Raw genomic sequence first — 26,155 nt, forward strand, 5'->3', positions numbered from 1 at the left:
GTGACGTAGCCAGAATGGTTGCGCCTCGATATACATTGCACACGGAAGGCGGAATACGCCTTTCGGCTATTTCCCCATTGGACTTGTTAGGCCTTACAAACTCCAGGAGTCCCAGTGCCCGTCAATTTCAAATCTATAAAACCAGGCACCGCGTACTCGCGTAATGATCTGGCCACGATGTGGGGCTACAAGAGTTTCCACGCTATTGCCCGGGGAATCGTGACTCCACAAGGTGATAACAAGATTGTCATCTTCATAACCGAAGAGAAGCAAAGCTCATCCCGGCAATATGCCGATCACCTCGCAGGGAACGTGCTGAAGACAGAGGGTCCAGATGACCACTTCGCAGAAGATCGAATCTCGGCGGCGGAAACGACTGGGGACGAAATCCATTTATTCCACCGCATGCGTCACCACATGGACTTCTACTATCTCGGCCAGGTGAAGCTAATCAGGCTCGAGCGGAGAACCAAGGCTCCAAGTTACTTTGAGTACGCAGTCAGCTGAAGAGCCACAAGGGCGGGAAAGCCGAAGGCGCATCCCGCCTTCTGCAGAGCTACAGCGGGCAAGCTCATTCAGCGCTTTTCTGAAATGGTTAGAGCGTACCAACCGCCGGTGCTAATCTTTGCCCTATGAACATCGAAACCATCCGTCGCGAAGCCTTATCCCTCTCGGTTCAAGAGCGAGCCGAACTGGCGGAGGAGCTTCTGTCCAGTCTTGATGCTTTGTCGGAGGCTGAAACGGAGCAGCTCTGGTTTCAGGAAGCAGCGCGCCGGGCTGCCGAAATGGATCAGGGGATCGGCAAGCGCATTCCTGCGGATGTCGTGCGTCTTGAGGCTCAAGCACTCCTCAAGTGAGTTACTTCTTCAATGAGGTAGCGCGCGTCGAGCACCTAGAACACGTGGCCTATTACGAGGCTCGTCAGTCAGGACTCGGTGCACGTTATCTCTCGGCCTTTGATGCGGCGATGGTCAAGGTCTGCGAGGCGCCGCAGCGTCATCGTGTTGAGTTTCCTCCTGATATTCGGCGCTATCGAGTGCCAGGTTTCCCCTACAACATCCTGTATCGGCAGGCAGGTGCGGACGTCGAGGTGCTGGTCGTTGCCGCGCATCGGCGGCGGCCGAGTTACTGGTCGGGCAGGCTTTAGTCAGACGCTTCAGCAGACGCCGTAAGCTTCCCCCATGCCCGAACTCCCCGAAGTAGAAACCGTCCGCCGCGGCGTCGAGCCGTATGTCGTCGGCCGCCGCATCACCGAGGTCGTGGTTCGCGAGCCGCGGATGCGTTGGCCGGTGCCGGCGGATTTCGCGGTGTATGCGCTGGGGCAGCGGATCGAGGGCGTCACGCGGCGCGGCAAGTATCTGGTGTTCGCACTCGTTGGCGGTGACCGGATCATCGTCCACCTGGGCATGACCGGCCGGGTGCTGGTGCTCGAAACGGGCCATCCGTTGAAGAAGCACGACCACGTCGATCTGGTGCTAGATGACGGCCGGCTGCTGCGCTATCACGATCCGCGCCGCTTCGGTGCCGTGCTGCCCTGGCCGAAAGCCGAGATTGGCCATGTGCTGATCGATACCCTGGGTCCCGAGCCGTTCTCGGAAGCCTTCAGCGGCGACTACCTGTACCAGCGTTCGCGCGGCAAGAAGGTAGCGGTGAAAAGCTTCGTCATGGACGGCCAGGTGGTGGTTGGTGCCGGCAACATCTATGCGGCGGAATCGTTGTTCCGGGCCGGCATGCGCCCGACGCGCGCCGCCGGCCGGGTCACCCGTGCCGAGTACGCACGCCTAGCCGCCGAAATTCGCGCGGTGCTGAGCGAAGCGATCCTTCAGGGTGGCACGACGCTGCGCGACTTCGCCGGTGCCGATGGTGCCTCCGGCTACTTCCAGCAGGACCTGTACGTCTACGGCCGCGAGGGTCTCGCTTGCCGGAAGTGCGGCACCACGATCAAGGGACTGCGGCTGGGCAACCGGGCGAGTTGCTGGTGCCCGGGTTGCCAGCGCTGAGCATCGGCTCTACTTGGTGACCTGCCGCTTGGCCTGTTTGACTGCCCAGGCGTCGATTTCCGCGAACGAGGTTGGTCGCAGGCGCGCCGGCACGAAATGGGGGTCGTCGTCGGCAATGCTGACCGCGGCGAACACCTGGCTGCCGATCACTTCGCCGAGCTTGCGATAGCTCTCCCACTGCGCCTCGTCGAAGAACTGGTCGGCGGTGGTCTGCTGCGGAAAGCTGTCGTTGCGGGCGTGGTACTCGCGGACATCGGTCGGGTCGCCGGCGGTCATCGTCGGCTTGATGTAGACAATCAGCGAGCGGCAGGTCGGATCGTCGTCGTAGCGGACTTCGGCGAGTACGGCACGGGTCTTCGAAAACTTGTCTGGCGGTTGCGGGCGTAGCTCGTCCAAGTTGCCGAACAGTGGCCGAATGGACTTGTTCACCAGTGTGTCGAGCGCCGAGTCATCGAGCACCTCGATGGTGGCGCCGAAATCCATTCGTGCCTTGCGGACCAGGTTTGCGAGGCCTTCGAAGCGATAGTCCGGATCGGCCTCGGCATCGATGATGACGATCAGCGGCAGCCGGCGGCGGATCAATTCGTAGGCGGCCATGTTCTCGAAGTGGCCGCCGTCGGACAGATACCAGTGGCGGCGCTCCGGGCCGCGAAAACTGGCAGTGATCTCGTCGATCAGATGACCCTGCACCGGCAGCAGCAGATTGAACAGGCCGTTGATGTCGAGCTTCCGCTTCATCTTCCGGCCGCTGTCCCACCAGTAGCCGAGACGGACGTTGGCGAACGCGAACAGCAGGCTCATGCCGAGTGCGGTGTTGCTGCCGAGCCCGGTCGAGAACGCGGCGCCGGAAATGCCGATCCACTGCCCGAGCGACATGCGCTCCGGCGTGACCGGTGCCTGCGGTTCGCAGGGGCTGGCGAACATCGAATAGGCGTTCGGGGTTTGCCGCAATGGCGAAAGATTCGCGACCCAGTGGGGGTGTGCGGCGGCGGCATCCACGGTCTGCAAATGGACTGCGTGATGCTGGGCGCCGGCCGACAGTCCGAACGGCCCCACTGCCATGCCGATGCCCTTGCGATCGCGCAGCACGGTCTTGCCGTCGGTGCTGGAGGTTTCGTTGACGGTGACGTTGATCAGGTGCAGCGGCCCGCCGTTGGCGAGCAGCCCCTTGGTGTAGGCCGGGATGCTGCTGTCGTCATCGATCAGCGGCTCGGTGACCGACGACGGCATGCCGGCTTCGAAACGTTCCGGGTTCGAAGCGCCGAGGTAGGCGCGGGTCAGCCGTGCGGCATACAGGGCCGAGTGCGCGGAGCGGTTCAGGAAGGTCCAGGTGTGGCTGAACATCAGCGTGAACGTGGCCAGCGTGGCGAGGCCGATCAAGGTCGGCAGCCAGTCGCGCGCGGTTCCGACTGTGATCGGCTCGAAGCCGTGGCCGATTGCCTGCGCGAGCCAGGACAGCGCGATCAGCAAGATCGCCCAGGCGGCGATGGCCACCACGGTGACGACGGCGTTGATCGGTAGTCGCCACGCCGATTTGCTGCCGCCGACCGAGGTCAGCAGGCTGCGCAGGCTGCCGAAGCGCGTGGCGATCGGCGCCAGCGCGGCGATCACGGCGGCGATCCAGCCGAACGGAAAACCGCCTTCGGTGTGGCTGCTGCGATACAGGCTCAGGCCCAGCGTATCGAGCACCGCGATGACCGCGACCACCGCTGTCCATTTGAGTGCGCGAGCCAGCGATGCCGTGACCGCGCTGCGGGCACTGGCGAGCTGGAACAATGCTTCCGGCGTGATCTGCTCCAGGTTCTCGCTTTCTGTGCTGCCGTGGCCATCCTGGCAGCGGGAGGCGCGCCATTCGGCAATCACGGTCAGCAGCGCGATCGCCAGCAGGGTGACCACCGCCGTGAAGAAAGCCCGCGCGTTGCCGCCGATCACGTCCGGCCGGAACAGCCCGAACAGCAGGCCGGCGACGCCGATCACGAGCACGATCAGCAGTCCCCAGAACGGATGGAAGGCGTTCCGCTGGCGGCGTTCGATCAGCCAGTAAGCCCAGCCGGGCGGGATCACCAGCAACGCCAGCATCAGCGGCAGCAGATCGAAATAAGGGCTGGGATCGAGCAGCGACAGCTTGTTTTGCAGCCAGACGCCGAGGCCCGGCAGCAAGGCCAGCAGCGGCTGGATGGTGGCGCATCGTTCGAGCGCGATCACCGGCAATTGCAGCAGCAACAGGGCCAGCAGCAAGCTGCTGGCGAACACCAGATGCAGCGCCACCGCGTTGCGAATCGCGATCGCGCCCGCACTGAGCAGATCGCCACCGCCGTTCGGCGCCATGTAGCGGCCGTTGAGGCGCAGCCAGCGCACCGGATTGACGGTGACCGGCGGTTTCTTGTCTTGCCGCTCCACCTTCAACGTGCCCTGCGATGGATCGAGCAGAGTTTCCACCGCACCCGGGCTTGCGTAGTCGCGGGCGTACAAGCGGCCGAGAAAGCTGCCGAAGTAACCGCCGCCGGAGACCGTCGACAGATAGTCGATGCGGCGGATCAGCTGCAGCTTGGCCAGCGCCTGAAACATGCCGAGGCAGAACGTTGCCGAACGGATGCCGCCGCCGGACAGTGCGAAACCGACGCTGGGCGCAGACGGTTCGATCTTCTGCGCGTCAGTCCCGCTTGCGTTGACCTTGGTACGGCGCTGGATCTGGCGCGTCTGCTCCAGTTCGCGCAGCGCCTGCGGATAAACCCGCTGCCAGTCCGCGCTGGGTTTCTTGCTTTCTGCTTGTTGGGCTTTTTGGTCTTGATCGAGCATGACGTTCCCCTGCCGTGGCGTCAGTGCCGACTTTGCCTCTAGTCTTCGCGCGCTGCATCGGGATTTCGTGATCCGGTTCGCAGCCGCCGCCGAAATCGCAGCATTGTCGATTGATCAGGAGTTCGAAGTGCCCATCCCGCAACTCGCCGACACGCTCACCCTTCCCTGCGGCGCCGTGCTGCCCAACCGCCTGTGCAAGAGCGCGATGACCGAGGGCGTGGCCGATGAACATCTGCGGCCGACTTCGCGTCACGAGTTGCTCTATCGCCAGTGGTCCGAAGGCGGCGCGGGCTTGCTGATCACCGGCAATGTGCAGATCGATCGCCGGGTGCTGGAGCGGCCGGGCAATGTCGCGATCGACCCGGCGCGGCCGGATGCCGAGACGATGCAGCGGCTCAAGGCCTGGGCGAAGGCCGGCACCGTCGCCGGCAATCATCTGTGGATGCAGATCAGCCATGCCGGCCGGCAGTCGCCGATGTACGTGACCATGGAGCCGCTGGCGCCGAGCGCGGTGCAGCTGAAGCTGCTGGCCAACTACGCGAAGCCGCGCGCGCTCACCGAGCCTGAGATTCTCGACTTCATTCAGCGCTATGCCAACGTCGCCGCCACTGCGCGTGAAGCGGGCTTCACCGGCGTGCAGATTCATGGTGCGCACGGTTATCTGCTGTCGTCGTTCCTGTCCGGCGTCACCAACCTGCGCACCGACGCCTGGGGCGGCAGCCTGGAGAACCGGGCGCGGATGCTGCTGGAAACGATCAAGGCGACGCGCAAGGCGGTCGGTGCGGACTTCCCGATCAGCGTCAAGCTGAACTCGGCGGACTTCCAGAAAGGTGGCTTCAGCAACGAGGAATGCCTGACGGTGGTCGATTGGCTGAATGCGGCCGGTATCGATCTGCTCGAAGTCTCCGGCGGCAGCTACGAGCAGCCGCGCCTGCTCGGCTACGAGGGCAAGGCCAAGGATGTGGCTGGCTATCGCGCACCGGATCAGGCCGAAGCGCAGCCGCAGCTCCCCAAACAGCTGGACAGCACGCGCAAGCGCGAGGCCTATTTCCTCGAGTACGCGGCGGCCATCCGCAAGGTCGCGACCATGCCGATGCTGGTCACCGGTGGTTTCCGCACCCGTGCCGGCATGGACGAAGCGCTGGCCAGTGGCGATTGCGATCTGATCGGCCTTGGCCGGCCGCTGTGCGGCGAGCCGGATCTGCCCAAGCGCCTGCTCAGCGGCGCGATCAGCGAGCTGCCGCGCTACGAGAAGCGCATGCAGCTCGGTCCCGGCATCTTCGCGCCGACCACCAAGGTCCACATGCTGCGGCTGATCAACGTCTTCGGCCAGCAGGGCTGGTACTACCTGCAGGTGATGCGCCTGGCCGATGGCCTGAAGCCGAACTTCAAGCTTGGCGTGTTCGGCGCATTTGTCGGCTACCTGTTCGACGAGTACAAGAAAGCCTGGCGCATGCACAGCGCCCGGCGTGCGGCGGCGAAATCCGCCTGACCGCTTTCAAGCGAGGAGAGCAGCGAATGAGCAAGACCAGCGACGCAGCATCAGCCAATCCACCCACCGCGAGCTTCCGCGAGTTCTATCCGTTCTACCTCGGCGAGCACTCGAACCGCAGCTGCCGACGGCTTCACTTCATCGGCACCAGCCTGGTGATCGCGACGGCCGTCTACGCGCTGCTCACCGGCCGTTACACCGCGCTGTGGTTCATGCCGCTGTTCGGCTACGGCTTCGCCTGGGTCGCCCATTTCTTCATCGAGAAGAACCGTCCGGCGACCTTCAAGGCGCCGTTCTACAGCCTCGCCGGCGACTTCGTGATGTTCAAGGACATGCTGACCGGGCGCATCCCGTTCTGAACCCGAGCGGACACGGGGCGTAGAATTCGCCCCGCGCAGGGCGCGCAGTTCGTTCGGGTGGTCTCATGTCGCAGCAGCATTTCGATGTCATCGTCATTGGCGGCGGCCACGCCGGCACTGAAGCCGCGCTGGCGGCTGCCCGCAGTGGCGCCCGCACCTTGCTGGTCACCCAGAACATCGAGACCCTCGGGCAGATGTCCTGCAACCCGGCGATCGGCGGCATCGGCAAGGGCCATCTGGTCCGCGAGATCGATGCCCTCGGTGGCGCGATGGCGCATGCCGCCGATCGCGCCGGCATCCAGTTCCGCATCCTCAATGCTTCGAAAGGCCCGGCGGTGCGCGCGACCCGCGCCCAGGCCGATCGCATGCTCTACCGCGCCGCGGTACGCGAGCGGCTCGAGAATCAGCCGAACCTGTCGCTGTTCCAGCAGGAAGTCGATGATCTGATCGTTGAAGGCGAAGCGGTGCGCGGCGTCGTCACCCGCGCCGGCCTGCGCTTCACCGCGCGCGCCGTGGTGCTGACCGTCGGCACTTTCCTCGCCGGCAAGATTCACGTCGGCATGGTCAATCATCAGGGCGGCCGCGCGGGCGATGCGCCGAGCAATGCGCTGGCCGCGCGTCTGCGCGAACTGCCGCTGCGCGTGGGCCGCCTGAAGACCGGCACGCCGCCACGCATCGATGGCCGGACGATCAACTACGACGGCCTTAGCGAGCAGCCGGGCGACACGCCGACGCCGGTGTTCTCGTTCCTCGGTTCGGTGGCCGAGCATCCGCGCCAGGTGTCGTGCTGGATGACGCATACCAACGAGCGCACCCACGAGATCATCCGCAGCGGCTTCGATCGCAGCCCGATGTTCACCGGCGTCATCGAAGGCACTGGGCCACGCTATTGCCCAAGTGTGGAGGACAAGGTCAATCGCTTCGCGGCCAAGACTTCGCATCAGGTGTTCATCGAACCGGAAGGCCTGAACACCCACGAGGTTTACCCGAACGGCATCTCCACGAGCTTGCCGTACGACATCCAGGAAGCGCTGGTGCACTCGATCAAGGGCTTCGAGCGCGCCCACATCACCCGGCCGGGTTACGCGATCGAGTACGACTACTTCGATCCGCGCGATCTGCAGATGAGCCTGGAAACCAAGCTCATCGCCGGCTTGTTTTTCGCCGGCCAGATCAACGGCACCACCGGTTACGAAGAAGCGGCGGCGCAGGGTCTGCTGGCCGGCATCAACGCCGCCCGCAAGTCACGCGAGGAAGCGCCGTGGTGCCCGGCGCGGCATGAGGCCTACATCGGCGTGCTGGTCGATGACCTGATCACCCGCGGCACGGCCGAGCCCTACCGCATGTTCACCTCGCGCGCCGAGCATCGCCTGCTGCTGCGCGAGGACAACGCCGATCTGCGGCTGACGCCAGTCGGCCGCGAGATGAATCTGGTCGACGATGCCCGTTGGCAAGCGTTCAGCCGCAAGCGCGATGCGATCGACGCCGAAAGCGCGCGGCTCTCTTCTTACTGGCTGAAGCCGACGCAGCTCGGCACGCCGGCGATGGTCGAAGCCTTTGGTCCGGCGTCGGCCGACAACGGCGCTTCGGCACTCGACCTGCTGCGCCGGCCGGAAGCCAGCATCGCGGCGCTGAAGCGTTTCGGGCTGATGCGCGAGGACATCGACGACGCGGTCGCCGAACAGGTCGAAATTCGCGTCAAGTACGCCGGCTACATCGAGCGCCAGCAGGTCGAGATCAACCGCGCGGCGCGCTATGAACAGGCACCTTTGCCGGTCGATCTCGACTATGCGGCGGTGCGCGGCTTGTCCAACGAAGTTCGCAGCAAGCTGGCGGCGTATCGGCCGGAAACGGTGGCGCAGGCCGGCCGCATTTCCGGCATCACACCGGCGGCGATTTCGTTGCTGCTGGTCCACCTGAAGAAGACGGCGGCGCTGACGCGGCAGGCCTAGACCGTGTTGCAGGTCGCAGGCAGTACCGACAGACGCTAGTAGACTCCGACAGCCACGGAGCAACTGCCGTCGAAACCTCGACCCAAGTCCAGAATCTGGCCCAGAGTTTCAAGCTCGCGCTGCCCGGTGTCGCCGGCCAGGTCACGCGGCTGAGGCTGATCGATGCGCTGCGTCTGCGGATGCGCAATGCACCGCTGGTCTGGATGGTCGGGCTGCCGGGTGCCGGCAAGACTTCGCTGGCGGCGCAAACCCTGTACCAGGCGCAGATCGACGGCGAACAGCCGGTCTGGTATCGGCTCGACGAGGAGGACGTTGATGTCGCCGGCGTCTTCGATGCCCTGCGCCATTCGGCCGATCCGGAACTGCGTACCCGGCTGCCGGCCTGGTCGCCAGACCATCAACCTGAACTGCGCAGCTTCTCCCGGCGCTTCTTCGGCACGCTGGCCAGTGCCGGCATGCTCAACATCGTGTTCGACGACTGCCACCGCATCGGCGAAACCGGCCTGTTCTTCGAGATGCTCGATGCTGCGAGGGAAGTGCTCGGTGACGGCCTGCATCTCTTGCTGATCAGCCGTCGGCCGCCGCCGCCGCAACTGGCGCGCGGCCAGGTCGCCGGCTGGCTGACGGTGTTCGATGATCTGAAGCTGTCGCTCGACGAGGCCAGCGAGATCGCCCAGAAGGTGGCCGGCCGCGCCTTGAGCCCGGCGCAGACCGAGCGTCTGCAGCAAGCCCAGGGCTGGATGGCGCACGTCATGGCGCTTTCCCAATCGTCGGAACTCGACGACGTGCCGCCGCCGCCGGGCGCCGCCGCGCTGGTCGGCGACTACCTCGCCAACGAACTGCTGCTGATGATGCCGGCAGACCAGCGCGCCGCGTTCCGGCGGCTGGCGGAACTGCCGGAAATTCCGCGCCGGCTGCTGATCGCCGGCCGTGTGGCGCCGCAGACCGGGCGGTTGCTGGACGACCTCGGACGGCGGCGTTACTTCGTCGAATACGGCGCCGCCGCAGCCTGGCGCATGCACGACCTGTTGCGCGACGGCCTGCGCGCCATCAACAACGCCACCGATACGCCAGCCGAACTGGCTGCCGCCCGGCGCGAGCTGGCGCGATGGATAGCCGCCGAGGCACCGGAAACGGCGATGAATTTGCTGGTCGCCGCCGGCGATGTCGACGAGGCCGTCACGCTGCTCGCGCATCGCGGTCAGGGCTGGCTGGAGCGCGGCCGGCATCGCCAGATCCTCGGCTGGATCGCGGCGCTGCTGCCTGACGAAAGCGACGGCGGCAGCGTCCGCGCCAGCCTGCTGTTGTGGCAGGCCGAAGCGCTGCTGCCGCTGGAACCCGAGCAGGCACGGCCGCTGTTCGCCGAGTGCCGCCTGTTGTTCGCGGCGCAGCGCGATGCCGGCCTGGCCTGCCGCGCCTGGTGCGGCGAGGTTGGCAGCTATGTCGTGCAATGGGGGGCGGTGCAGGGGCTGGCGGAGCGGGTCGATGTGCTCGAAGCGCTGATCGCCGAACTCGGCGCACCGCCCGGCGAATGGGCCTTCCGCACTGCCGCCGATGCGCTGACCGCGCTGATGTACGGCCGCCCCGAAGATCCCCGCCTGCTGCGCTATGCACTGGCCACCAGCCAGGCCTTGGACCAAGCGCCGGACGCCGACAGCCGCATCGCCGCCGCCGGCCAGCTGTTGATCTACAAGCTCTGGTGGGCCGGCGATTTTCCCGGTGGCCGGGCGCTGTACAACAGCTTCGACGCGGCGGCCGAAGCCGGTACCGGCCTGTCGTCGCTGGCGCGGTTGATCTGGTGGAGCAATGCCGCGATCGTCGACTGGCAATGCGGCGATCCGGCCCGCTGCTACGACAAGGTCGATCGCGGCCTGGCGCTGGCCGAGGAAGCCGGCATCCACGTCCGCGATTTCCTCCTGCTGACCCAGGGCATCTTCTGCGCGCTGTCGCAGAGCGACTGGCCGCGCGCCGAGCGCTATCTGGATCGGCTGGCGCGCACCGAGCGCACCCACAAGCGGCTCGACGTGATGGTTCATCACTTCTTCTGCAGCTGGTACTGCCTGTCGCGCGGCGATGCCCGCACGGCACTCGCCCATGCTGAAGCCGCCTTGCCGATGGCCGAGGCAATGGGTTCGTCGTTCCATCTGGTGATCGTGCTGTCGGCACTGGCCCCGGCGCGCGTGCACTGCGGCGATCTCGACGGCGCCGAATGGGCCTATCGCCAGCAGCTGGCGCTGGCCAAGGCCGCGAACAATCCGACCTTCAGCTTCATCGCCTTCTGCGCCGGGGCCGAGCTGGCGCTGGCGCGCAAGGACCGGGAAGCCTTGAGCAAGCAGGTCGAGCGGATACTGACGGTCAAGCAGCTCGGCGGCTTTCACAGCACCTGCGGCTGGCGCACGCCGATGATGGCCGAGGTGCTGTCGCATGCGCTGGAGCACGGCATCCAACCGGCCGTTGCCCAGCAGTGGATCCGCGAGAAGCGGGTGCCGCCGCCGGGTCGAGCCGTGCCGGGCTGGCCGATGCCGGTGCAGATCGCCGCCCTCAACGGCCTCAGCGTACAGGTGTTCGACGGCGAGCCGGAACGGACCAAGCCGCCGATGAAGCTGCGCGAGTTGCTGGCGATCCTGGTCGCCGAGCGCGATGGTGCCAGTCAGGGTGATCTCGGCGAATGGCTGTGGCCGGAGGCCGATGGCGACCGCGCTGCCGCCGCGCTGAAAACCGCGATCCACCGGCTGCGGCTCTGGCTCGGTGCCGAAGCCATCACCGTGCGGGACCGCAACGTCAGCCTGAACCCGCTGCAGGTTGGCTGCGATCTCTGGTGCTGGCTCGATCGGCCGCAGCTCGATGGTGCGTCGCGCGTGCTGTCCGGCTTCGAGTCGCCACCGGTGCTGGCCTTACGACGGCGCCTGCAGCAGCTGCGAGGCCTTTAGCGTGACGCAGCGCAAGGATTGCGCAGCCACTGGTATGAATTTATCGAAGCAAGGATCGAACGGGCGCTGATCCGTTACCGATCCGTTACCTGCCATCAGCAACGCTGCACCGGTCTCGAGCGCCGTCCGGCGTCGACCCTTGCCGCGGAGTCCGCTCATGCCTCGCAAACTCGTATTCCTGGCGGCCGTTCTCGCCTTCACTGCCGCCCATGCCGAGGGCTTCAAGGAAGGCCAGTGGGAAATCACCACCAAGATGGACATGCCCGGCATGCCCCAGATGCCGGAGCTGCCATCCGGCGTGAAGCTGCCGCCTGGAGTGAAGTTACCGGGTGTCGGCGGTAGCGGCTTTACCGCCAAGCAATGCCTGAAGAAGGACCAGGCAGCCCCGGCCAACAGCCGCTCGGATCTTGACTGCGAGATGACCCAAAAGAAATTCCACGGCGACACCTTCGAGTGGGCGACGCACTGTACGGGCAAGGACGGCGGCGTGATGGATGGCGAAGGCAAGGCCACCTACAGCGGCGATGCCATGACCAGCCAGTTCCACATGCACGGCACGGCCCACGGCCAGCCGATGGACATGACCATGAACTCGACCGGCAAATATCTCGGGCCCTGCCCGAACTAGATCACCGCCGTTCGAGCTTGATTGCGCGCAACGAAGAGCATCGCCTGACGGATCTCGTGGTCCGCCAGGTACCTCGGGGACAACAGGAGAATTCCAATGAAACGCTACAGGTTCTGGCAGGCTTTGCTGGCCTGCGTGGTACCGCTGGGAGCTGCACTGGCCATCAACACCTCGGTTCCCACCCATGCCCGGAAAGGGCAGGCTAGCAGCGACCCGACCGGCGTCGAAGCGAACGCCGCACCGACCATGGCCACCATCAGCGGCACGCCGCTGACGATCAGGATCGGCTCCGATACCTCGTTCCAGATTCTCAATGCCGACAACCCCGGTATCGGCCAGATCTTTCCGAGCGATTCATCGGGCCCGGCCGACATGGGCTGGTTCGTCGACGACGGCACCACGCTCTATGCGCCGCGCTTCAACGAGCACGTCGACGGCAGCGCCACCAACAGCCTCGGAACCTATACCGGTTACACGCCGGTTTCGATCAGCCCGGTCAGTGGCAGCGGCACCACCACCGATCCCTACCTGGTGACCACGGTCAACGATCTCGGCGACAGCGGCATGCGCGAAACCATGCGGGTCAGCTACGTCAACGGCCAGAACTACTTCACCAAGCTGCTGACCGTCGCCAACAACGGTACGGCCAGTCAGACCGTGCGCATCTTCCTGGCCGCCGATATCTATCTGGCCAACAGCGATAGTGGTATCCCGTATCGCGAGCCGAACTCCGGCTCTCCGGGTGGCAGCGACTGCGGCGAGACACCGCTGTACTTCATTCTGCTGATTCCGCAAACGCCGGCCGATGCCTTCAGCGCCACGGCTTACAGCAACGTCTGGAGCCAGATCGGCAACGCGGCCCTCGACAGCGCGATCAACACCGGTTGCCAGGACAACGGTGCCGGACTGCAATGGAACCGCACGATCCCGGCCGGCAGCAATGTGTCGATCCAGGCGGTGACCTCGTTCGGCACGATTCCGTCGATTGCCCAGTTCAATGTCACCCAGGTCGCTGCAGACAGCGGCCAGGCCGGGCAGGCGGTCAATGTCACGATCACCGGTATCGGCTTTCAGGCCGGCACCACGTTCGGCTTCGGCGCCGGCATCAGCGTCGGCAATCTGGTCATCGTCAGTCCGACCACGGCGACCGCCAGTCTGAGCATTGCTGCCGACGCCGCCGTTGGTGCGCGCGATGTCACTGCCGTGCAGGGCAACGGCCAGGGATCGCCGACGGCAACGCTTAGCCACGGTTACACGGTCATCGCGGCTCCCGTCAGCGCCGGTTCCGCACAGCTGTCGGCGGCGAGCTATACGGTCGACGAGAACGGCGGCAGCCTGAGTCTGAGCGTGACCCGCAGCGGCGGCAGCGCCGGCACCTGCAGCCTGAGCTTGCGCACCAGCGATGGCAGCGCCAGGGCTGGCAGCGACTATGCGGCGGTCGATGTTTCGGTGGTCTTCGCCGATGGCGACACGGCCGCCAAGACCGTGAGCCTGCCGATCAGCGATGACACCGCCGTTGAAGGTAACGAAACCCTCAGCGTCGGGCTGTTCCTCGGCGAGACCACCTGCACGCTCGGCGCGCCGGCTACGGCCACCGTGACCATCGTCGACAACGATCAGGAAGTGGTGCCGCCACCACCACCGCCGCCGAACCCATCGCCGACCGGGGGCCAGCTGCGCGGCCACTCCGGCGGTGCCGGTTCGCCTGCCTTGCTGCTGCTGCTGTCGGTGGCCGGCTGGCTGCGGCGTCGTCGCGGGCTGCGCTCGGGCCTGGCGATCGTCGCCGGCACGACGGGTCTGGCGATTGTCGCCGCCGCGCTGCCGCTGCCCGCAGTTGCCGACAGCACTACCGGCTGGTTTGCCGGTGGTCGCATCGGCGCTAGTTTCTCGACCCGCAGAAACGAGGATTTCAGCCGCGAACTGAGCGCCGAAGGTCATGTCGCGACGGTCGACGTCGAACATCAAACCACCGGCTTTTCGTTCTATGGCGGCTATCAGTTCAGTCAGGCGCTGGGGCTGGAGATCAGCTATTACGACTTGGGCCGCTTCCACATCGGGATCGACAGTAACGAGGCCGATCAGCAGCGGCTGGCCGATGATGCCGTGAAGCTGGCACCGCGTTCCGGCCGGGGCGCTGCCGCCGCTTGGCACGGCGTGCTGCTGCTGTTTCCGGGGCTGGCACTGGAAACCCGGCTCGGTGCGGCCTATCTGGCTGAGAAGCGGACGCTGCACAACGCCGACGGCACCGTGCTCGCGATCGATCGCGAGCATCTGCCGGCGTTGACGGGCGGCCTTGGTCTGAGTTTGAACCTGGCCTCGAACCTGACTCTCGGATTCGGCAGCCAGTTCTACGATCCGATCGGCCAGGGCGCCGTCACCCAGGTCTACGGCCAGCTCGAATTCCAGTTCGGAAGATAAGCCAGGCCTTACTCGGGGGCGATCAGCACATGTGGCTGATCGCCCTCAGTACATCGGAGCGTGAAATCTGGCCGACCAGCTGGCCGTTCTCGATCACCGGATAGCGGCGGAATGGCGCGGTGGTGAACATCGTCGCCAGTTGCGTGAGATTGGTTTCCGGATCGACGGTCACCGGTTTCTCGCTCATGTATTGGGCCACCGGCCCGGCGATGCAGGTGTCCTGCGCGGCGGTCAGCGCCACTTCGAGGCAGTCGCGTTGCGACAGGATGCCGACCAGGTTGCCCTTGGCATCGACCACCGGCGCACCGGAGATGCCTTTCTCGACCAGCGTGTGTACGGCGTGCATCACTTCCATGTCCGGCCGGAAGGTGACGAGCTTCGTCGTCATGTAATCGCGGACCTTGACCGAATCAAGCGTTGCCATTCTAGTTTTCTCCCCTGCACCTGCAGCGACAGTAGCGCGGGGGTGCAGCGGAAACAACCGGAATCATTAGATTCGACGTAGGGGCTCGCCCGTTTTTCCCGTCATAGCGCGCCGTCGAACAATCCGGACGGCGGCGGTTCGATGCCGGCTTTCGGCAGCACCGCATGCAGAGCGGCGCCATGCTCGCGCAGCCAGCCGCGCCAGTGCACGTGATCGTCCATCTGCTTTTCGACCAGCCGCCAGAAGCGCGGCGAGTGATCGAGATGGCGACGATGGCAAAGCTCGTGGATCACCACGTAGCGCAGCGCCTCGCGTGGCGCCATCACCAGCCGCCAGTTGAGGCTGATCAGCCCATCCGGCGTGCAACTGCCCCACAGCGATTTCTGATCGGCGATGCGTGGGCCGATGAAGCTGACGCCAAGGCGCTGCGATTCGCTTTCGAGCAGGCTGCGGGCATCGCTGCGGGCTAGCTTGCTGAGCGTTGCGCGCAGCGTCTGGGCCAGCAGTTCGGTGTCGACGCTATCGGCGGGCGAGCAGAACAGGCTGACTTCATGATCGAAGCGGAGCATCGGCCGCGCGAGGCGCGACAGCACGATACGCAACGGCAGTTGCTCGCCGCGTACCGGAATGGTGTCGCTGCCATCCCAGCGCAGCGGCGTGTGTGTTGGCAGGCGCGCAGCGCGCGATTTCAGTTCGACGAGCTTGCGACGAATCCATTCCTCGCGACTCTTCAGAAAGGCGTGCGCAGTGCTGCGCGGCACACGCTTGGGAATCACCAGCAGCACGTTGCCGTCGGGCCGGACTTCGATGCGGATGTTGCGGGCGCGAGCGCTGACTCGTTCAGTCAGCTGCAGCGGCGCAAAAGGTCCGAGCAGATCGGCCATCAGGACTACCGGGCCACGCAGCCAGCGTGAGCCGAAGCTTCACGGGTCACTGCGGGGTTCATCGAGAGGGAAGCGATCATGAGGCGCAAGGCTGCAACAGTTGGAGAATTGTATTCGCGCTACGCGGCAAACGTGCCAACGGACGCTACCAACGGTGCAGCGCAGCCGCTTCAGCCTTCGCGATAGCCGATGCGGGCGAGCAGACCATCGAGTTCGTCGAGGTCATGAAACTTCACGCGCAGCTCGCCGCTGCCGGCGCTGCCCGGCTTGAACGCGGCGGTGTAGCCAAGATGATCGGACAGCTTGTCGGCAAGCTTCTGCCAGTCGTCCGGCTTGGCGGATGCGGCGACCACGCGCGCACCGGTGGCCAGCCGTCGTTCGAGCGCCCGCACGCTGAGCCGCTCGCGCACGCAGGCTTCGGCCCAGCGCAGTTGCGAGTGCGTCTGCAGCCCGGCCAGCACCTTCGCGTGACCGAGGCTCAGGGAGCCTTCATCGAGCATCGTCTGCACCGCCGGCGCCAGCGCCAGCAGACGCAGGAAGTTGGTGACGTAAGCGCGTGACTTGCCGATGCGGGTGCCGATCGCTTCGTGAGTCAGCGTGTGCGCCTCGCCGAGCTTGCGCAGGCCATCGGCGGTTTCCATCGGCGACAGCGATTCGCGCTGCAGGTTTTCGATCAGTCCGAGCACGCGGGCTTCGGCTTCGTCGAGATCGTCGCGGATCAGCGCCGGTACTTCGTGCAGGCCGGCCAGCTGCGCGGCGCGCCAGCGGCGTTCGCCGGCCAGCAGCTCGTACTCACGGCGCGGGCCGTGGCCGAGCGAGCGCAGCACCAGCGGCTGGATGATGCCGGACTCGCGGATCGACTCGGCCAGCTCGCGCAGCGCATCGGCCGCAAAGCGGCGCCGGGCCTGGGTGGTGCCCGGACGGATCAGGTCCAGCGGAATGCGGCGGATGGTTTCGCCCGGAACGGTCAAGGGGTAGCTTGATCCCTGTGGGATAATCCCGATATTGAACCATCAAAGTGCGCGGCCATGCGGTCGGCGCGGGTCGCCATCCGAACATCGGTCCTTGAGTCGCTGCAATCTGCGCGCCGGACCTATCCCCGAATTATTTGCCATTCAATAGGAACGTCCGTGGAAGAGCACTACAAGGCGATCATCGAAGCCGTTGGCGAGGACCCGAATCGCGAAGGTCTGCTGCGCACGCCGCAGCGCGCCGCAAAAGCGATGGAATTCCTGACCCAGGGCTACAAGCAGGATCTGAAAGAACTGGTCAACGATGCGGTGTTCACCACCTCGAACAACGAGATGGTGATCGTGCGCGACATCGAGCTGTATTCGATGTGCGAACACCATCTGCTGCCCTTCCTCGGGCGGGCTCATATTGCCTATCTGCCGAACGGTAAGGTCATCGGTCTGTCCAAGATTCCGCGCATCGTCGACATGTTCGCGCGCCGCCTGCAGATTCAGGAGAAGCTGACCCAGCAGATCGGCAACTGCGTGCAGGAAGTGACCGACGCCAAGGGCGTGGCTGTTGTCGTGGAAGCGAAACATCTGTGCGCGATGATGCGTGGCGTCGAAAAGCAGAACTCGTCGATGACCACATCGATGATGCTCGGCCGCTTTCGGGACGATCCGCGCACCCGCCAGGAGTTCCTGACCCTGATCCGCGGCTGAATCCGATCGGGGGCCGGGCACCGTATCGATTGCTACGGGCCGGCGTCACGTTCGTATAATCGCCGCAGTTCCAACCGGCGCAGTCATCACATCGATTGCCGCGTCCTGTATACCGGAGTCAGAAACCATGGGCAGCGCAGCGCCTCGTCACACGTTCGGCACGCCGGACCAGATCGCCGTCATGGTCGATCTCCAAGCCTTTGTCGAGCGGCAGACCGCCGAGCATCTTGAACGCCGCAAGCTGTGGTTCCCGAACGAACTGCTGTCGGCGGACGCCCATGACATCGAAGCCGCCGACGCCGATCTCGCCGAAGTGCGCGAAGCCGCGCGCGGCCTGCCGGACACCATCCGCGTCGCGCTGGCCCTGAACCTGCTGACCGAAGAAGGTCTGCCGCACTTTCATCGCCTGATCGCCACGCATCTCGGCAACGAATCGCCGTGGAGCACCTGGAACAACATGTGGACGGCCGAGGAAGACCGCCACGGCTGCGCGATGCGCGACTACTGCCGCGATGCCCGCATCTTCAACATGGGCGCGCTGGAGAAGATGCAGTACCACTACATCGAAGCCGGCTTCAATCCGGACTGGCAGCAGGACCCGTATCGCCTGCTGGCCTATACCTCGATGCAGGAGAAGGCGACCCAGGTTGCCCACGCCAATACCGGCCGCACCTGCGGCAAGTACGAGCCACGCATCCAGCGCATCCTCGCCCACATCGCCGGCGATGAATCGCGCCATTACGCGTTCTACCGCGCCTGCTTCGGCGGCATTCTGGAGCGCGATCCGAACAACGCGCTGTACTCGCTGCTGAAGGTGATGCCGGCGCTGGCGATGCCCGGCCACAACATGCCGGGCTACGACCACATGTCCGATGTCGTGCGCCGCGCCGAGATCTACGGCCCGCGCAACTATCAGGCGATCGTCGAGGAACTGCTCGAGCACTGGCAGATCGGCGCGATGACCGGTCTTTCGGCCAGCGGCTGCGAGTACCAGGACAAGCTGATGAAGATTCCCGCCCGCCTGGCGCGGATGGCCGATTACCTGGACGGCAAGGCTGTCGGCAGCCGGGACTTCAGCTTCGATTTCATCTACAACCGCGTGATCACGATTTAGTCTGCGGTCGTCCGGCGCTGGCTTCAGCGCCGGACAACGAAGCCGGCATCGTCCGCCACCGGCGCATCGACGGCGCGCCATTCCAGCGTCTCGACCTGGGCCGTTGGCGGTCCGCGGCGCAACCAGTCGCGCAGGCTCATCACCGCGTCGAAACTGGCGCCGGCAACCAGCCCTTCCACCGAACCGTCCGGGCAGTTGCGCACCCAGCCAAGCAGGCCCAGCGCCTGCGCCTTGCGCCGGGTCGCGACCCGGAAGCCGACACCCTGGACCCGGCCGGTGACGACGAAGCGGTAAGATTCCTGCATGTCGGCAATTCGTTTCAGTGAGCGCCAGAGGGAGTAAATCATGGCCTTGGCCATCATAGATCGCTTGCGCCGAAGACTGGGGCAAGGCTTCGAGGCCATCGCCGGCCGGGCGATGGATCTGGCTGGCCGCGAATCGTTTTCCTTGTCCGCCGAACTGCCGGGACTCACCGCCGATGCGCCGCTGCTGCGCCTGAAGCTGGAAATGCTCAGTGAAGAACTCGGCGATGGCGGTCGCTTCCGGCTGCGCGCGCATCTGCAGGCGCATCTGGCCAGCGCGCTGACGCCGCTGCCATCTCCCGGCAAGGCCCGTGATGCGATCGCTGGTCCGGAGACCCAAAGCCTGCCGGCCGCCGGCGTCGGCCGTCTGCTGCGGATGACGCTCAAGGTGCCGGCGATCCGCCGCGTTGCCGCGCCGCTGATTCGTCATGACGTCAACACCTGGATCGACCTACGCGCCTCGACCGCCGATCTCGTCGACGGTGCCCGCGCGCTGCTGCCGGAAAGCGAGCAGCTGAAAGCACTCGGTATCGACACTACGGTGGTCGGCGATGGTCCGCTGGCCCAGACCTGGGCCGGCTCCACCGGCGGCCTGACGCCGGGCTTTGCCCAGGTTTCGCTGATCCAGGTCGACAAGCGCCATCTGCCGAAAGCGCTCAGCGCCCTGCTCGGCGATCAGCCGTTCCAGCTGGTGGCCGCAGTGGTCAATGTGGCCGAGGAAAAGCGGCGCTGATCGCCACAGCAAGCTGACCGGATCGCGGCCAACAAAAAAGCGGGAACCTTTCGGTCCCCGCCTCAAACCCTCCCCCCAAAAATGATCCGGCGAGCTGCGGTGGCCGGGAACCTCGAACTTTCTGCAGAAACAGTAGGCTCGATGGAGCGGAGACTAGCCTCATTTTTTACGGCCGCCTAGACCCGCAGTGCAACATGCAGCAAAGCCCGGTAGGCAGGGTGTTCATGGCGATGCCGGCTTGTCACGCTGCTCGCGTACCATCGTTGCCGCTCGGGTCTGCCCAAGATGTCCGAATAGCGCGGCGGCTTTTCCCCACTCCATCCGAAGGATCGAATCACGCCCGTGCCTGTCCAGCGTTTCCGTGAAGTGTGGTCGCTGGCGTTGCCGATCCTCGGCGCGATGCTGTCCCAGGTGCTGCTGAACTTGGTCGATCTGGCGATGGTCGGCCATCTGGGCGCCAATGCACTGGCCGGCGTCGGCGCCGCCAGCTTCCTGCATTTCACCGCGTTCTCGGCGATCACCGGCCTGTCGTCTGCCGTGCAGGCGATGGCCGCGCGGCGCTACGGCGAAGGCCGGCTCGATGAAACCGCGCTGTCGCTGAACGGCGGGCTGCTGCTGTCGATCGCCATCGGCCTGCCGTTGTCGCTGGTGCTGATTGCGGCTGCGCCTTGGCTGTTCTCGACGCTCTACGCCGATCCGGCGGTCGGCGCCGAAGGTACGGTCTATCTGCAGTTCCGGCTGGCGGCGATCGTCGCTGTCGGCATCAACTTCTCGTTCCGCGGCTACTGGAGTGCGATCCGCCGCGCGCGGCTTTATCTCTACGTGCTCGGCGGCATGAGTGCGCTGAACATCCTGCTCGATTGGCTGCTGATCTTCGGCAAGTTCGGCCTGCCGGAAATGGGCACCCGCGGCGCCGGGCTGGCGAACCTGATCAGCACGTTCGCCGGTGCTGGCGCCTATCTGTGGCTGGCCTGGCGCGAAGCGCGGCCGTCCGGCTTCATGCGCCGCCTGCCGTCGATGACGCAACTCGGTGATCTGCTGCGCATCGGCCTGCCGTCCTGCGTGCAGAACCTGCTGTTCGCCGGCGGCTTTTCCGTGCTGCTGTGGATCATCGGCCAGATCGGCACGGCGGAATTGGCGGTTACCAATGTGCTGATCAACATCACCCTGGCAGCCGTGTTGCCGGGTATCGCTTTCGGGCTCGCGGCTGCCGCGTTGACCGGCTCCGCCTTGGGCCGTGGCGATATCGATGACGCCTATGCCTGGGCTTGGGACGTGTTCCGCGCCACCTGGTGGGTGTTCGCGGCACTTGCGGTGCCGATGCTGTTCGCGACCGACGCCGTGCTGCGCCTGTTCTTCAGTGATCCGGCTACCGCCGATGTCCTGGTCGACACCGGCCGGCTGCCACTGCGCCTGATCGGCCTCGCCGTCACCCTCGACGGCCTCGGCTTCATTCTGATGAATGCCCTGCTTGGCGTCGGCGCCAGCGGCGTAGTAGCGCTGGTCGCCGTCGGCCTGCAATGGGGCTTCTTCCTGCCCGGCGCCTATGCCGCCGTGAGCCTGCTCGGCAGCAGTCTGTCGGGAATCTGGATCCTGATGACCGGCTACCGCGCCTTCCAGACCGGCATCTTCGCTTGGCTCTGGAAGCAGAAGCGCTGGGCAAAAATAAGGGTCTGAGCCGCCCCGTTGCCGGGACGGCTCAGACCCTGTTTACCGCGGCTGCCGCTTAGTTCGGAACCAGATCGTTGCCGACCACGCGAACCTTCGAGCCCACGGCCAGGCCGTTCATGCGAGGCAACGTCACAGTGCGCGTGCCGCCAGCATCCATCGACACCGTGACGTGGTGAACCCATTCGGCTCTGGCTGACTTCTCCACTTCACGGCCAGCAAAACCGCCGATCACCGCACCGCCGATGGTCGCCAGAATCTTGCCGGACTTCTTGCCGAACTGGGAACCAGCCACACCACCGGCAGCAGCGCCGCCGAGGGTGCCGAGCGCTGAGGCTTCGCCTCTGACGCGCTCATCGGCAACCGATGAGATCACGCCGCAATCACCGCAAACCGGAGCCGGAGCCGGAGCCGGAGCTGGCGCTTCGGCGACCGGCGACGGAGCCGGACGCGGCTTGGGCTTAGGCTTCGGAGCCGGCGCGGGCTCGTCTTCGATCTTGGCCGGAGCGGCGGACGGCGGCGTGGTAGCGGCCGCTTCAGTCGGCGCAGCAGCGGGATCGGCCGGCGGCTGCGGAGCAGGGCCGCAAGCGGTCAGGATGGCAAGCGCCAACACCAGCAATGATTTCTTGTACATCGGGGTCTCCCTCAACAGGTTGCAATGTTTCCGCAGGTTAGCATCGCAAGCTGAACGAGAACTGACCTGTCGATCACCCACTCGGACCGGCTGCGACACAGATGGTTCGGTGGCTGGACCCCGGTGTAGCGCAAGCTTCTGCCCGGAATCCAGTCGAACTCCGCTTATCCACGACACCCTCACAGACTCCGATGCCCGCCGCCGCGCTCAGCCACTGGCGAGATTTCCGCAACATCGTGCTGTTCACCGGCGCCGGCCTGTCGGCGGAATCCGGCGTGCCGACTTATCGCGGTGCCGGCGGCATCTGGCGCGAATACAACTATCAGGACTACGCCTGCCAGCGCGCCTTCGACCGCGACCCGGTCCAGGTGCTGGACTTCCACGAACTGCGCCGCGCCAAGGCGTTGAACTGTGCACCGCACGCCGGCCATGCCCACATCCGCGCGATGCAGGCCGGGCATCCGGGCGTCCATGTCATCACCCAGAATATCGACGGCCTGCTGCAACGCGCCGGTGTTGCCGTCGCCGCCGAACTGCACGGCAGCCTGTGGCGGCTGCGCTGCCCGGTGCATGGCATGCGCGAGGATCTGGCCGCGGGTGCGTTCGCGCATCGCCGTTGCCCTGACTGCGTGCCGGATCGCGCGCCGTGGCTGCGGCCGGACATCACCTGGTTCGAGGATGCCGTGAACGAAGCGGTGTTCGAGCACGCCGCGATGCTGGTCGACGATGCCGAACTGTTCGTCGGCATCGGCACCTCGGGTGCCGTCTGGCCGGCGGCGGGCTTCGCCGAACGCGCGCGCCGGCGCGGTGCGCGGATGGTCGAGATCAATCCGGAGGACAACGAAGCGTCGGCGCTCTATGGCGAGCACATCCGGCTGCCCGCATCGAAGGCGCTGCCGGAAGCGTTTCCGATCGGCGGCTGAGCGCGCTTGCGATGAGCTTGGGCTTCATTTCGGTACTCCAGTGCAGACTCCAGAATAGGGAGCACATTGAACGCCGACCGGGGCGAGGAGCGATATGCAATCGAGGCAACTAGCGCCGGCCGCGCCGACCAGCCGATGGCTGCGGAAATATTACTTCTCGTTGGTCAGCGCATTCATCCTTGCGTTGTCGCTCTGGAGCTTCTCCGACAACCTCATCTGGAATGTCGGGCAAAAGAGCAATCACGATCCGAAGTTCATCATCCATGGCCTGTTCTGCCTCGCCTGGGTGCTGATGCTGTTCGTACAGGCCAACTTGGTGCGTGCAGGCAATGTCCGGCTGCATCGAACGCTCGGCGTCGTCGGATTGATCGCCGCCGTGGGCGTGACGCTCAGCACGATCCATATCTTCGTGGTGGTCTGGAAAGGCTGGGACGCGATGGCGTTCTATCTGAAAGCCAACCGGCTGCTCCTGCCCAGCTATGCGTTGCTGGTGCTGCTTGGATACCTCAACCGCAAGCGCAGGGACTGGCACAGGCGTTTCGTCTACATCGCAACCCTGTTCATGCTCGAGCCTGTCTTGTCGCGGGCCTTCGATCCCTTGGAGCCCTTGCTGACCGGCCTCTCTGAAAGCCAGATCGATTTCTACTGGTGGATATTCTTTGTGTTGGTCTGGAACAGTCTTTTCCTGTCGCTGTTCGTCTATGACTGGATTGTCGAGAAGCGCATCCACCCTGTTACAGCAGGCGGATTTGCCTGGTTCTGTGCCATCTGGGCGGTCGTGCTGCTCGTGTGAGCGGCTCGATTTCCTGCATCCGCTGCCGCCGTCGAAAGTCGAGGTAGCCTGTCGCCATGGACTCCCTGATCGCTGCCGCAGCGCGCGCCCTGATCACCGGCGACCCGCTCGGCGCACTGAAGTGCGTCGCCCTTCGCGAGGACCCGCCGGCGCTTGCGCTGCGGGGCATCGCCATGGCCCAGCTCGGCGAACATGCACGCGCTCGCGATCTGCTGCGCCGCGCCGCGCGCGGCTTCGGTACGCACGAAGAGCGAGCCCGCGCCCGTTGCGTCGTCGCCGAAGCCGAGGTGGCCTTGGCGATGCGCGATCTCCGCGGTTCGCCGCGCTCGCTGGCCGCTGCCGCGGTGACGCTGGAGGCGCGCGCCGATCGCGCCAATGCCTTGCATGCGCGCCTGATCGCGGTGCGTCGTCTGCTGTTGCTGGGTCGTGTCGACGAGGCCGCCGCCGCGCTGGCCAGCCTCGATACACAAGGCGCTCCGCCGTCGCTGCTGGCGGTGGCCGAACTGGCCGCTGCCGAAGTGGCGCTGCGCTCGTTGCACACGGGGCCGGCGCGCGCCGCGTTTGCGCGCGCCCTGGAGGCTGCCGAGCGTGCGCGGGTGCCGTCGCTGCTGGCTGAAGTGACCGAGGCGCGCGCAGCGCTCGATCGTCCTGCCGCTCGATCCATCCAGGCCGGCCAGGAGCAGTTGCTGCGGCTCGATGAAGTGGAAGCACTGCTCGCCTCGGGCGCGCTGGTGATCGATGGCTGCCGCCGTGGTTTGCGCGCCGGGGGCGTCTGGCTACCGCTGGCACGGCGGCCGCTGCTGCTCGCCGTAGCACGCGCGCTGGCAGAAGCCTGGCCCGGTGACGTCGATCGCAACCTGCTGATCACACGGGCTTTCAATACCCGGCATCTCGACGAAACACACAGGGCGCGGCTGCGAGTCGAGATCGGCCGCTTGCGCGCTCTCGCGACGCCGCTGGCGCGCATCGAGGCCAGCGCGCGCGGCTTCGCGCTCAAGCCGCTGGAAGATCGCGCCGTCGTTGTCCTGCTGCCACCGATCGAAGGCGATCAGGCCTCCTTGCAAGCCTTGCTTGCCGATGGCATGGCCTGGTCGACCTCGGCACTCGCGCTGGCCCTCGGCGACAGTCAGCGCACGGTGCAGCGTGCCCTCGTCGAGCTTGAGGCCGAAGGACGCGTGCGCTCGATCGGCCTCGCGCGATCGCAGCGCTGGCTGTCACCGCCGTTGACCGGATTCACGACGAACTTGTTACTCCCTGCTGCGCTGGCGCTTGACTAGATTGGCCTTGCCGCGCTGCTCAGCAGCGCATCAACCAGGAGCAACGACCATGAACCAGAGCAACGCAGAACGGATTGGCAAGAGCCCGGCACCGGCACGAGTGCGTGCAGCGGAGATCGTCCGCGAGTACGGCCCGTTTGCCGGCGCTACCGCCATTCACGGCGTCAGCCACGACGGCGAGCGCGTCTGGGCCGCCACCGGATCGAAGCTGCTCGCGTTCGATCCGGAGAGCGGCCAGATCGCGCGCACGCTGGATCGCAGCGGCGATGCCGGCACCGCCTTCGACGGCACTCACCTCTACCAGATCGCCGAAGCGCGTATCGACAAGATCGATCCCGCCACCGGCGACATCGTCGCGTCGATTCCGGCACCCGGCCACGGCGCCGACTCGGGCATGGCCTGGGCCGAGGGCAGCCTGTGGGTCGGGCAATACCGCGAACGCAAGATTCACCAGATCGATCCCGAGACCGGTGCGGTGCTGCGCACCATCGAATCCAACCGCTTCGTCACCGGCGTGACCTGGGTCGACGGCGAGCTCTGGCACGGCACCTGGGAAGGCGACGCCAGCGACATCCGCCGCATCAACCCGGAAAGCGGCGCTGTACTCGAACGGCTGGAACTGCCACCGGGCATCGGCGTCAGCGGCATGGAGTCCGACGGCGCCGAGCTTTTCTATTGCGGTGGCGGGCCGAGCGGGAAGGTGCGTGCGGTGCGGCGTCCGAAAGGAAAGTCGTCCTGATCGAGACGCGACGGCGACTGCCTGCCGCCTCTCGATGAGTACGGCAGCAAACAGAGGCCATCGGCAGCGGCCAGCACAGTGCACGCTGCAGAGGACCATTGCGTAGTCGGACCTTGCGTGCTGCTATGGCGCAAGCACGATAGCCAGACAGCCATTCGCCAGAGCCGACCATGCCAGACCCCGCAACTCCCCCCGAGGCCGGCAATCCGCGCCGCAATCCGCTGCCGGCACTGGCCGCCATCGCGGCGATCGTCGCAGCGATGGCGCTGGCCTTCGCCTGGGTCGGGGCTGGCTGACGCCATCGAAGCTGACGCCGGCGCGCTTCGTCGATGTCCTCGAGAAAGCCAACGGCGAGGTCAGCGCGGGTTATCGCCGCGCGCATGCCAAGGGCTGGTGTATTGCGGGCACTTTCG

The 26,155-nt window shown here is 65.6% G+C and carries 25 protein-coding genes; 19 read left to right on the forward strand and 6 right to left on the reverse strand.

Features of this window, described 5'->3' with window-relative positions; all coding sequences use genetic code 11:
- Window positions 1–114 precede the first annotated feature (114 nt).
- From Q0D45_RS01005 to mutM, 4 genes are all read left to right on the forward strand, one after another.
- Window positions 115–507, forward strand: a complete 393-nt coding sequence (locus Q0D45_RS01005; RefSeq protein ID WP_293387375.1) for a DUF3427 domain-containing protein — start codon at window positions 115–117, stop codon at window positions 505–507.
- Between the two features lie 125 nt (window positions 508–632).
- Window positions 633–857 (forward strand): addiction module protein, encoded by a 225-nt coding sequence (locus Q0D45_RS01010; protein WP_293387377.1) that lies wholly within the window; start codon window positions 633–635, stop codon window positions 855–857.
- On the forward strand, window positions 854–1,147 hold the full coding sequence (locus Q0D45_RS01015; protein WP_293387379.1) for a type II toxin-antitoxin system RelE/ParE family toxin: 294 nt from the start codon (window positions 854–856) through the stop codon (window positions 1,145–1,147). The genes Q0D45_RS01010 and Q0D45_RS01015 overlap by 4 nt, the downstream gene beginning before the upstream one ends.
- A 34-nt stretch (window positions 1,148–1,181) precedes the next feature.
- Complete coding sequence (gene mutM, locus Q0D45_RS01020) at window positions 1,182–2,000, forward strand: bifunctional DNA-formamidopyrimidine glycosylase/DNA-(apurinic or apyrimidinic site) lyase (RefSeq protein WP_293387381.1); 819 nt, start codon at window positions 1,182–1,184, stop codon at window positions 1,998–2,000.
- Between the two features lie 9 nt (window positions 2,001–2,009).
- Here mutM and Q0D45_RS01025 read toward each other — a convergent pair whose 3' ends face one another.
- A complete protein-coding gene (locus Q0D45_RS01025) occupies window positions 2,010–4,799 on the reverse strand; it encodes a hypothetical protein (protein WP_293387383.1) in 2,790 nt (929 codons plus the stop codon).
- 127 nt (window positions 4,800–4,926) lie between these two features.
- On the opposite strand from Q0D45_RS01025, the gene Q0D45_RS01030 reads away from it, so the two are divergent.
- The 6 genes from Q0D45_RS01030 (at window position 4,927) to Q0D45_RS01055 (ending at window position 14,578) form a co-directional block, all read left to right on the forward strand.
- Complete coding sequence (locus tag Q0D45_RS01030) at window positions 4,927–6,291, forward strand: NADH:flavin oxidoreductase/NADH oxidase family protein (protein WP_293387385.1); 1,365 nt, start codon at window positions 4,927–4,929, stop codon at window positions 6,289–6,291.
- Between the two features lie 26 nt (window positions 6,292–6,317).
- Window positions 6,318–6,650, forward strand: a complete 333-nt coding sequence (locus Q0D45_RS01035; RefSeq protein WP_293387387.1) for a DUF962 domain-containing protein — start codon at window positions 6,318–6,320, stop codon at window positions 6,648–6,650.
- Between the two features lie 65 nt (window positions 6,651–6,715).
- Window positions 6,716–8,602, forward strand: coding sequence for a tRNA uridine-5-carboxymethylaminomethyl(34) synthesis enzyme MnmG (gene mnmG, locus Q0D45_RS01040; protein WP_293387389.1), 1,887 nt, complete (start codon window positions 6,716–6,718; stop codon window positions 8,600–8,602).
- 179 nt (window positions 8,603–8,781) lie between these two features.
- Window positions 8,782–11,532: a hypothetical protein gene (locus tag Q0D45_RS01045; protein ID WP_293387391.1), complete on the forward strand. Its 2,751-nt coding sequence runs from the start codon at window positions 8,782–8,784 to the stop codon at window positions 11,530–11,532.
- A gap of 157 nt (window positions 11,533–11,689) precedes the next feature.
- Window positions 11,690–12,160: a DUF3617 domain-containing protein gene (locus Q0D45_RS01050; RefSeq protein ID WP_293387393.1), complete on the forward strand. Its 471-nt coding sequence runs from the start codon at window positions 11,690–11,692 to the stop codon at window positions 12,158–12,160.
- A gap of 96 nt (window positions 12,161–12,256) precedes the next feature.
- The gene (locus Q0D45_RS01055) at window positions 12,257–14,578 is read left to right on the forward strand and encodes a Calx-beta domain-containing protein (RefSeq protein WP_293387395.1); all 2,322 of its coding nucleotides are present in this window, start codon (window positions 12,257–12,259) and stop codon (window positions 14,576–14,578) included.
- 22 nt (window positions 14,579–14,600) lie between these two features.
- On the opposite strand, the gene Q0D45_RS01060 is transcribed toward Q0D45_RS01055, so the two are convergent.
- From Q0D45_RS01060 to Q0D45_RS01070, 3 genes are all read right to left on the reverse strand, one after another.
- Complete coding sequence (locus tag Q0D45_RS01060; RefSeq protein ID WP_293387397.1) at window positions 14,601–15,002, reverse strand: CBS domain-containing protein; 402 nt, start codon at window positions 15,000–15,002, stop codon at window positions 14,601–14,603.
- Window positions 15,003–15,103: 101 nt separating this feature from the next.
- On the reverse strand, window positions 15,104–15,886 hold the full coding sequence (locus Q0D45_RS01065) for a SprT family zinc-dependent metalloprotease (protein ID WP_293387399.1): 783 nt from the start codon (window positions 15,884–15,886) through the stop codon (window positions 15,104–15,106).
- Between the two features lie 170 nt (window positions 15,887–16,056).
- Window positions 16,057–16,857, reverse strand: a complete 801-nt coding sequence (locus tag Q0D45_RS01070) for a ParB/RepB/Spo0J family partition protein (protein WP_293387401.1) — start codon at window positions 16,855–16,857, stop codon at window positions 16,057–16,059.
- Between the two features lie 147 nt (window positions 16,858–17,004).
- Here Q0D45_RS01070 and folE point away from each other — a divergent pair, with 147 nt between their 5' ends.
- Together folE and Q0D45_RS01080 are read left to right on the forward strand one after the other, a co-directional pair.
- A complete protein-coding gene (folE, locus tag Q0D45_RS01075) occupies window positions 17,005–17,559 on the forward strand; it encodes a GTP cyclohydrolase I FolE (RefSeq protein ID WP_273453450.1) in 555 nt (184 codons plus the stop codon).
- A gap of 127 nt (window positions 17,560–17,686) precedes the next feature.
- Window positions 17,687–18,673, forward strand: a complete 987-nt coding sequence (locus tag Q0D45_RS01080) for an acyl-ACP desaturase (protein WP_293387403.1) — start codon at window positions 17,687–17,689, stop codon at window positions 18,671–18,673.
- Window positions 18,674–18,696: 23 nt separating this feature from the next.
- Here Q0D45_RS01080 and Q0D45_RS01085 read toward each other — a convergent pair whose 3' ends face one another.
- Window positions 18,697–18,978, reverse strand: coding sequence for an acylphosphatase (locus Q0D45_RS01085; RefSeq protein ID WP_022976775.1), 282 nt, complete (start codon window positions 18,976–18,978; stop codon window positions 18,697–18,699).
- 40 nt (window positions 18,979–19,018) lie between these two features.
- Here Q0D45_RS01085 and Q0D45_RS01090 point away from each other — a divergent pair, with 40 nt between their 5' ends.
- Window positions 19,019–19,708: a hypothetical protein gene (locus Q0D45_RS01090; protein ID WP_293387405.1), complete on the forward strand. Its 690-nt coding sequence runs from the start codon at window positions 19,019–19,021 to the stop codon at window positions 19,706–19,708.
- Window positions 19,709–20,050: 342 nt separating this feature from the next.
- Window positions 20,051–21,385 (forward strand): MATE family efflux transporter, encoded by a 1,335-nt coding sequence (locus tag Q0D45_RS01095; protein ID WP_293387407.1) that lies wholly within the window; start codon window positions 20,051–20,053, stop codon window positions 21,383–21,385.
- A gap of 49 nt (window positions 21,386–21,434) precedes the next feature.
- Here the strand turns inward: Q0D45_RS01095 and Q0D45_RS01100 are convergent, their stop codons facing one another.
- Window positions 21,435–22,010: a glycine zipper 2TM domain-containing protein gene (locus Q0D45_RS01100; protein WP_293387409.1), complete on the reverse strand. Its 576-nt coding sequence runs from the start codon at window positions 22,008–22,010 to the stop codon at window positions 21,435–21,437.
- Window positions 22,011–22,201: 191 nt separating this feature from the next.
- On the opposite strand from Q0D45_RS01100, the gene Q0D45_RS01105 reads away from it, so the two are divergent.
- The 5 genes from Q0D45_RS01105 (at window position 22,202) to Q0D45_RS01125 (ending at window position 26,038) form a co-directional block, all read left to right on the forward strand.
- Window positions 22,202–22,933 carry a Sir2 family NAD-dependent protein deacetylase gene (locus Q0D45_RS01105; RefSeq protein WP_293387410.1) on the forward strand — a complete coding sequence of 244 codons (732 nt, stop codon included), beginning with the start codon at window positions 22,202–22,204 and terminating at the stop codon, window positions 22,931–22,933.
- Window positions 22,934–23,027: 94 nt separating this feature from the next.
- On the forward strand, window positions 23,028–23,726 hold the full coding sequence (locus Q0D45_RS01110; protein WP_293387412.1) for a hypothetical protein: 699 nt from the start codon (window positions 23,028–23,030) through the stop codon (window positions 23,724–23,726).
- Between the two features lie 56 nt (window positions 23,727–23,782).
- Window positions 23,783–25,003 (forward strand): helix-turn-helix domain-containing protein, encoded by a 1,221-nt coding sequence (locus Q0D45_RS01115; RefSeq protein ID WP_293387414.1) that lies wholly within the window; start codon window positions 23,783–23,785, stop codon window positions 25,001–25,003.
- A 49-nt stretch (window positions 25,004–25,052) separates the two neighbouring features.
- Entirely contained in the window at window positions 25,053–25,742 is a 690-nt protein-coding gene (locus Q0D45_RS01120) for a glutamine cyclotransferase (RefSeq protein WP_293387416.1), read from the forward strand.
- A 170-nt stretch (window positions 25,743–25,912) separates the two neighbouring features.
- Entirely contained in the window at window positions 25,913–26,038 is a 126-nt protein-coding gene (locus Q0D45_RS01125; protein WP_293387418.1) for a hypothetical protein, read from the forward strand.
- Window positions 26,039–26,155 lie beyond the last annotated feature (117 nt).

Origin of the sequence: Nevskia sp. (assembly GCF_023266035.1) — a bacterium.
Taxonomy (GTDB): Bacteria; Pseudomonadota; Gammaproteobacteria; order Nevskiales; family Nevskiaceae; genus Nevskia.

Coding starts and splice junctions, on each gene's coding strand:
- Q0D45_RS01010 (WP_293387377.1), top strand. CDS start 633: ATGAACATCGAAACCATCCGTCGCGAAGCCTTATCCCTCTCGGTTCAA.
- mutM (WP_293387381.1), top strand. CDS start 1,182: ATGCCCGAACTCCCCGAAGTAGAAACCGTCCGCCGCGGCGTCGAGCCG.
- Q0D45_RS01025 (WP_293387383.1), bottom strand. CDS start 4,799: ATGCTCGATCAAGACCAAAAAGCCCAACAAGCAGAAAGCAAGAAACCC.
- Q0D45_RS01035 (WP_293387387.1), top strand. CDS start 6,318: ATGAGCAAGACCAGCGACGCAGCATCAGCCAATCCACCCACCGCGAGC.
- mnmG (WP_293387389.1), top strand. CDS start 6,716: ATGTCGCAGCAGCATTTCGATGTCATCGTCATTGGCGGCGGCCACGCC.
- Q0D45_RS01045 (WP_293387391.1), top strand. CDS start 8,782: ATGCGCAATGCACCGCTGGTCTGGATGGTCGGGCTGCCGGGTGCCGGC.
- Q0D45_RS01050 (WP_293387393.1), top strand. CDS start 11,690: ATGCCTCGCAAACTCGTATTCCTGGCGGCCGTTCTCGCCTTCACTGCC.
- Q0D45_RS01055 (WP_293387395.1), top strand. CDS start 12,257: ATGAAACGCTACAGGTTCTGGCAGGCTTTGCTGGCCTGCGTGGTACCG.
- Q0D45_RS01060 (WP_293387397.1), bottom strand. CDS start 15,002: ATGGCAACGCTTGATTCGGTCAAGGTCCGCGATTACATGACGACGAAG.
- Q0D45_RS01065 (WP_293387399.1), bottom strand. CDS start 15,886: ATGGCCGATCTGCTCGGACCTTTTGCGCCGCTGCAGCTGACTGAACGA.
- Q0D45_RS01080 (WP_293387403.1), top strand. CDS start 17,687: ATGGGCAGCGCAGCGCCTCGTCACACGTTCGGCACGCCGGACCAGATC.
- Q0D45_RS01085 (WP_022976775.1), bottom strand. CDS start 18,978: ATGCAGGAATCTTACCGCTTCGTCGTCACCGGCCGGGTCCAGGGTGTC.
- Q0D45_RS01090 (WP_293387405.1), top strand. CDS start 19,019: ATGGCCTTGGCCATCATAGATCGCTTGCGCCGAAGACTGGGGCAAGGC.
- Q0D45_RS01100 (WP_293387409.1), bottom strand. CDS start 22,010: ATGTACAAGAAATCATTGCTGGTGTTGGCGCTTGCCATCCTGACCGCT.
- Q0D45_RS01105 (WP_293387410.1), top strand. CDS start 22,202: ATGCCCGCCGCCGCGCTCAGCCACTGGCGAGATTTCCGCAACATCGTG.
- Q0D45_RS01110 (WP_293387412.1), top strand. CDS start 23,028: ATGCAATCGAGGCAACTAGCGCCGGCCGCGCCGACCAGCCGATGGCTG.
- Q0D45_RS01115 (WP_293387414.1), top strand. CDS start 23,783: ATGGACTCCCTGATCGCTGCCGCAGCGCGCGCCCTGATCACCGGCGAC.
- Q0D45_RS01120 (WP_293387416.1), top strand. CDS start 25,053: ATGAACCAGAGCAACGCAGAACGGATTGGCAAGAGCCCGGCACCGGCA.
- Q0D45_RS01125 (WP_293387418.1), top strand. CDS start 25,913: ATGCCAGACCCCGCAACTCCCCCCGAGGCCGGCAATCCGCGCCGCAAT.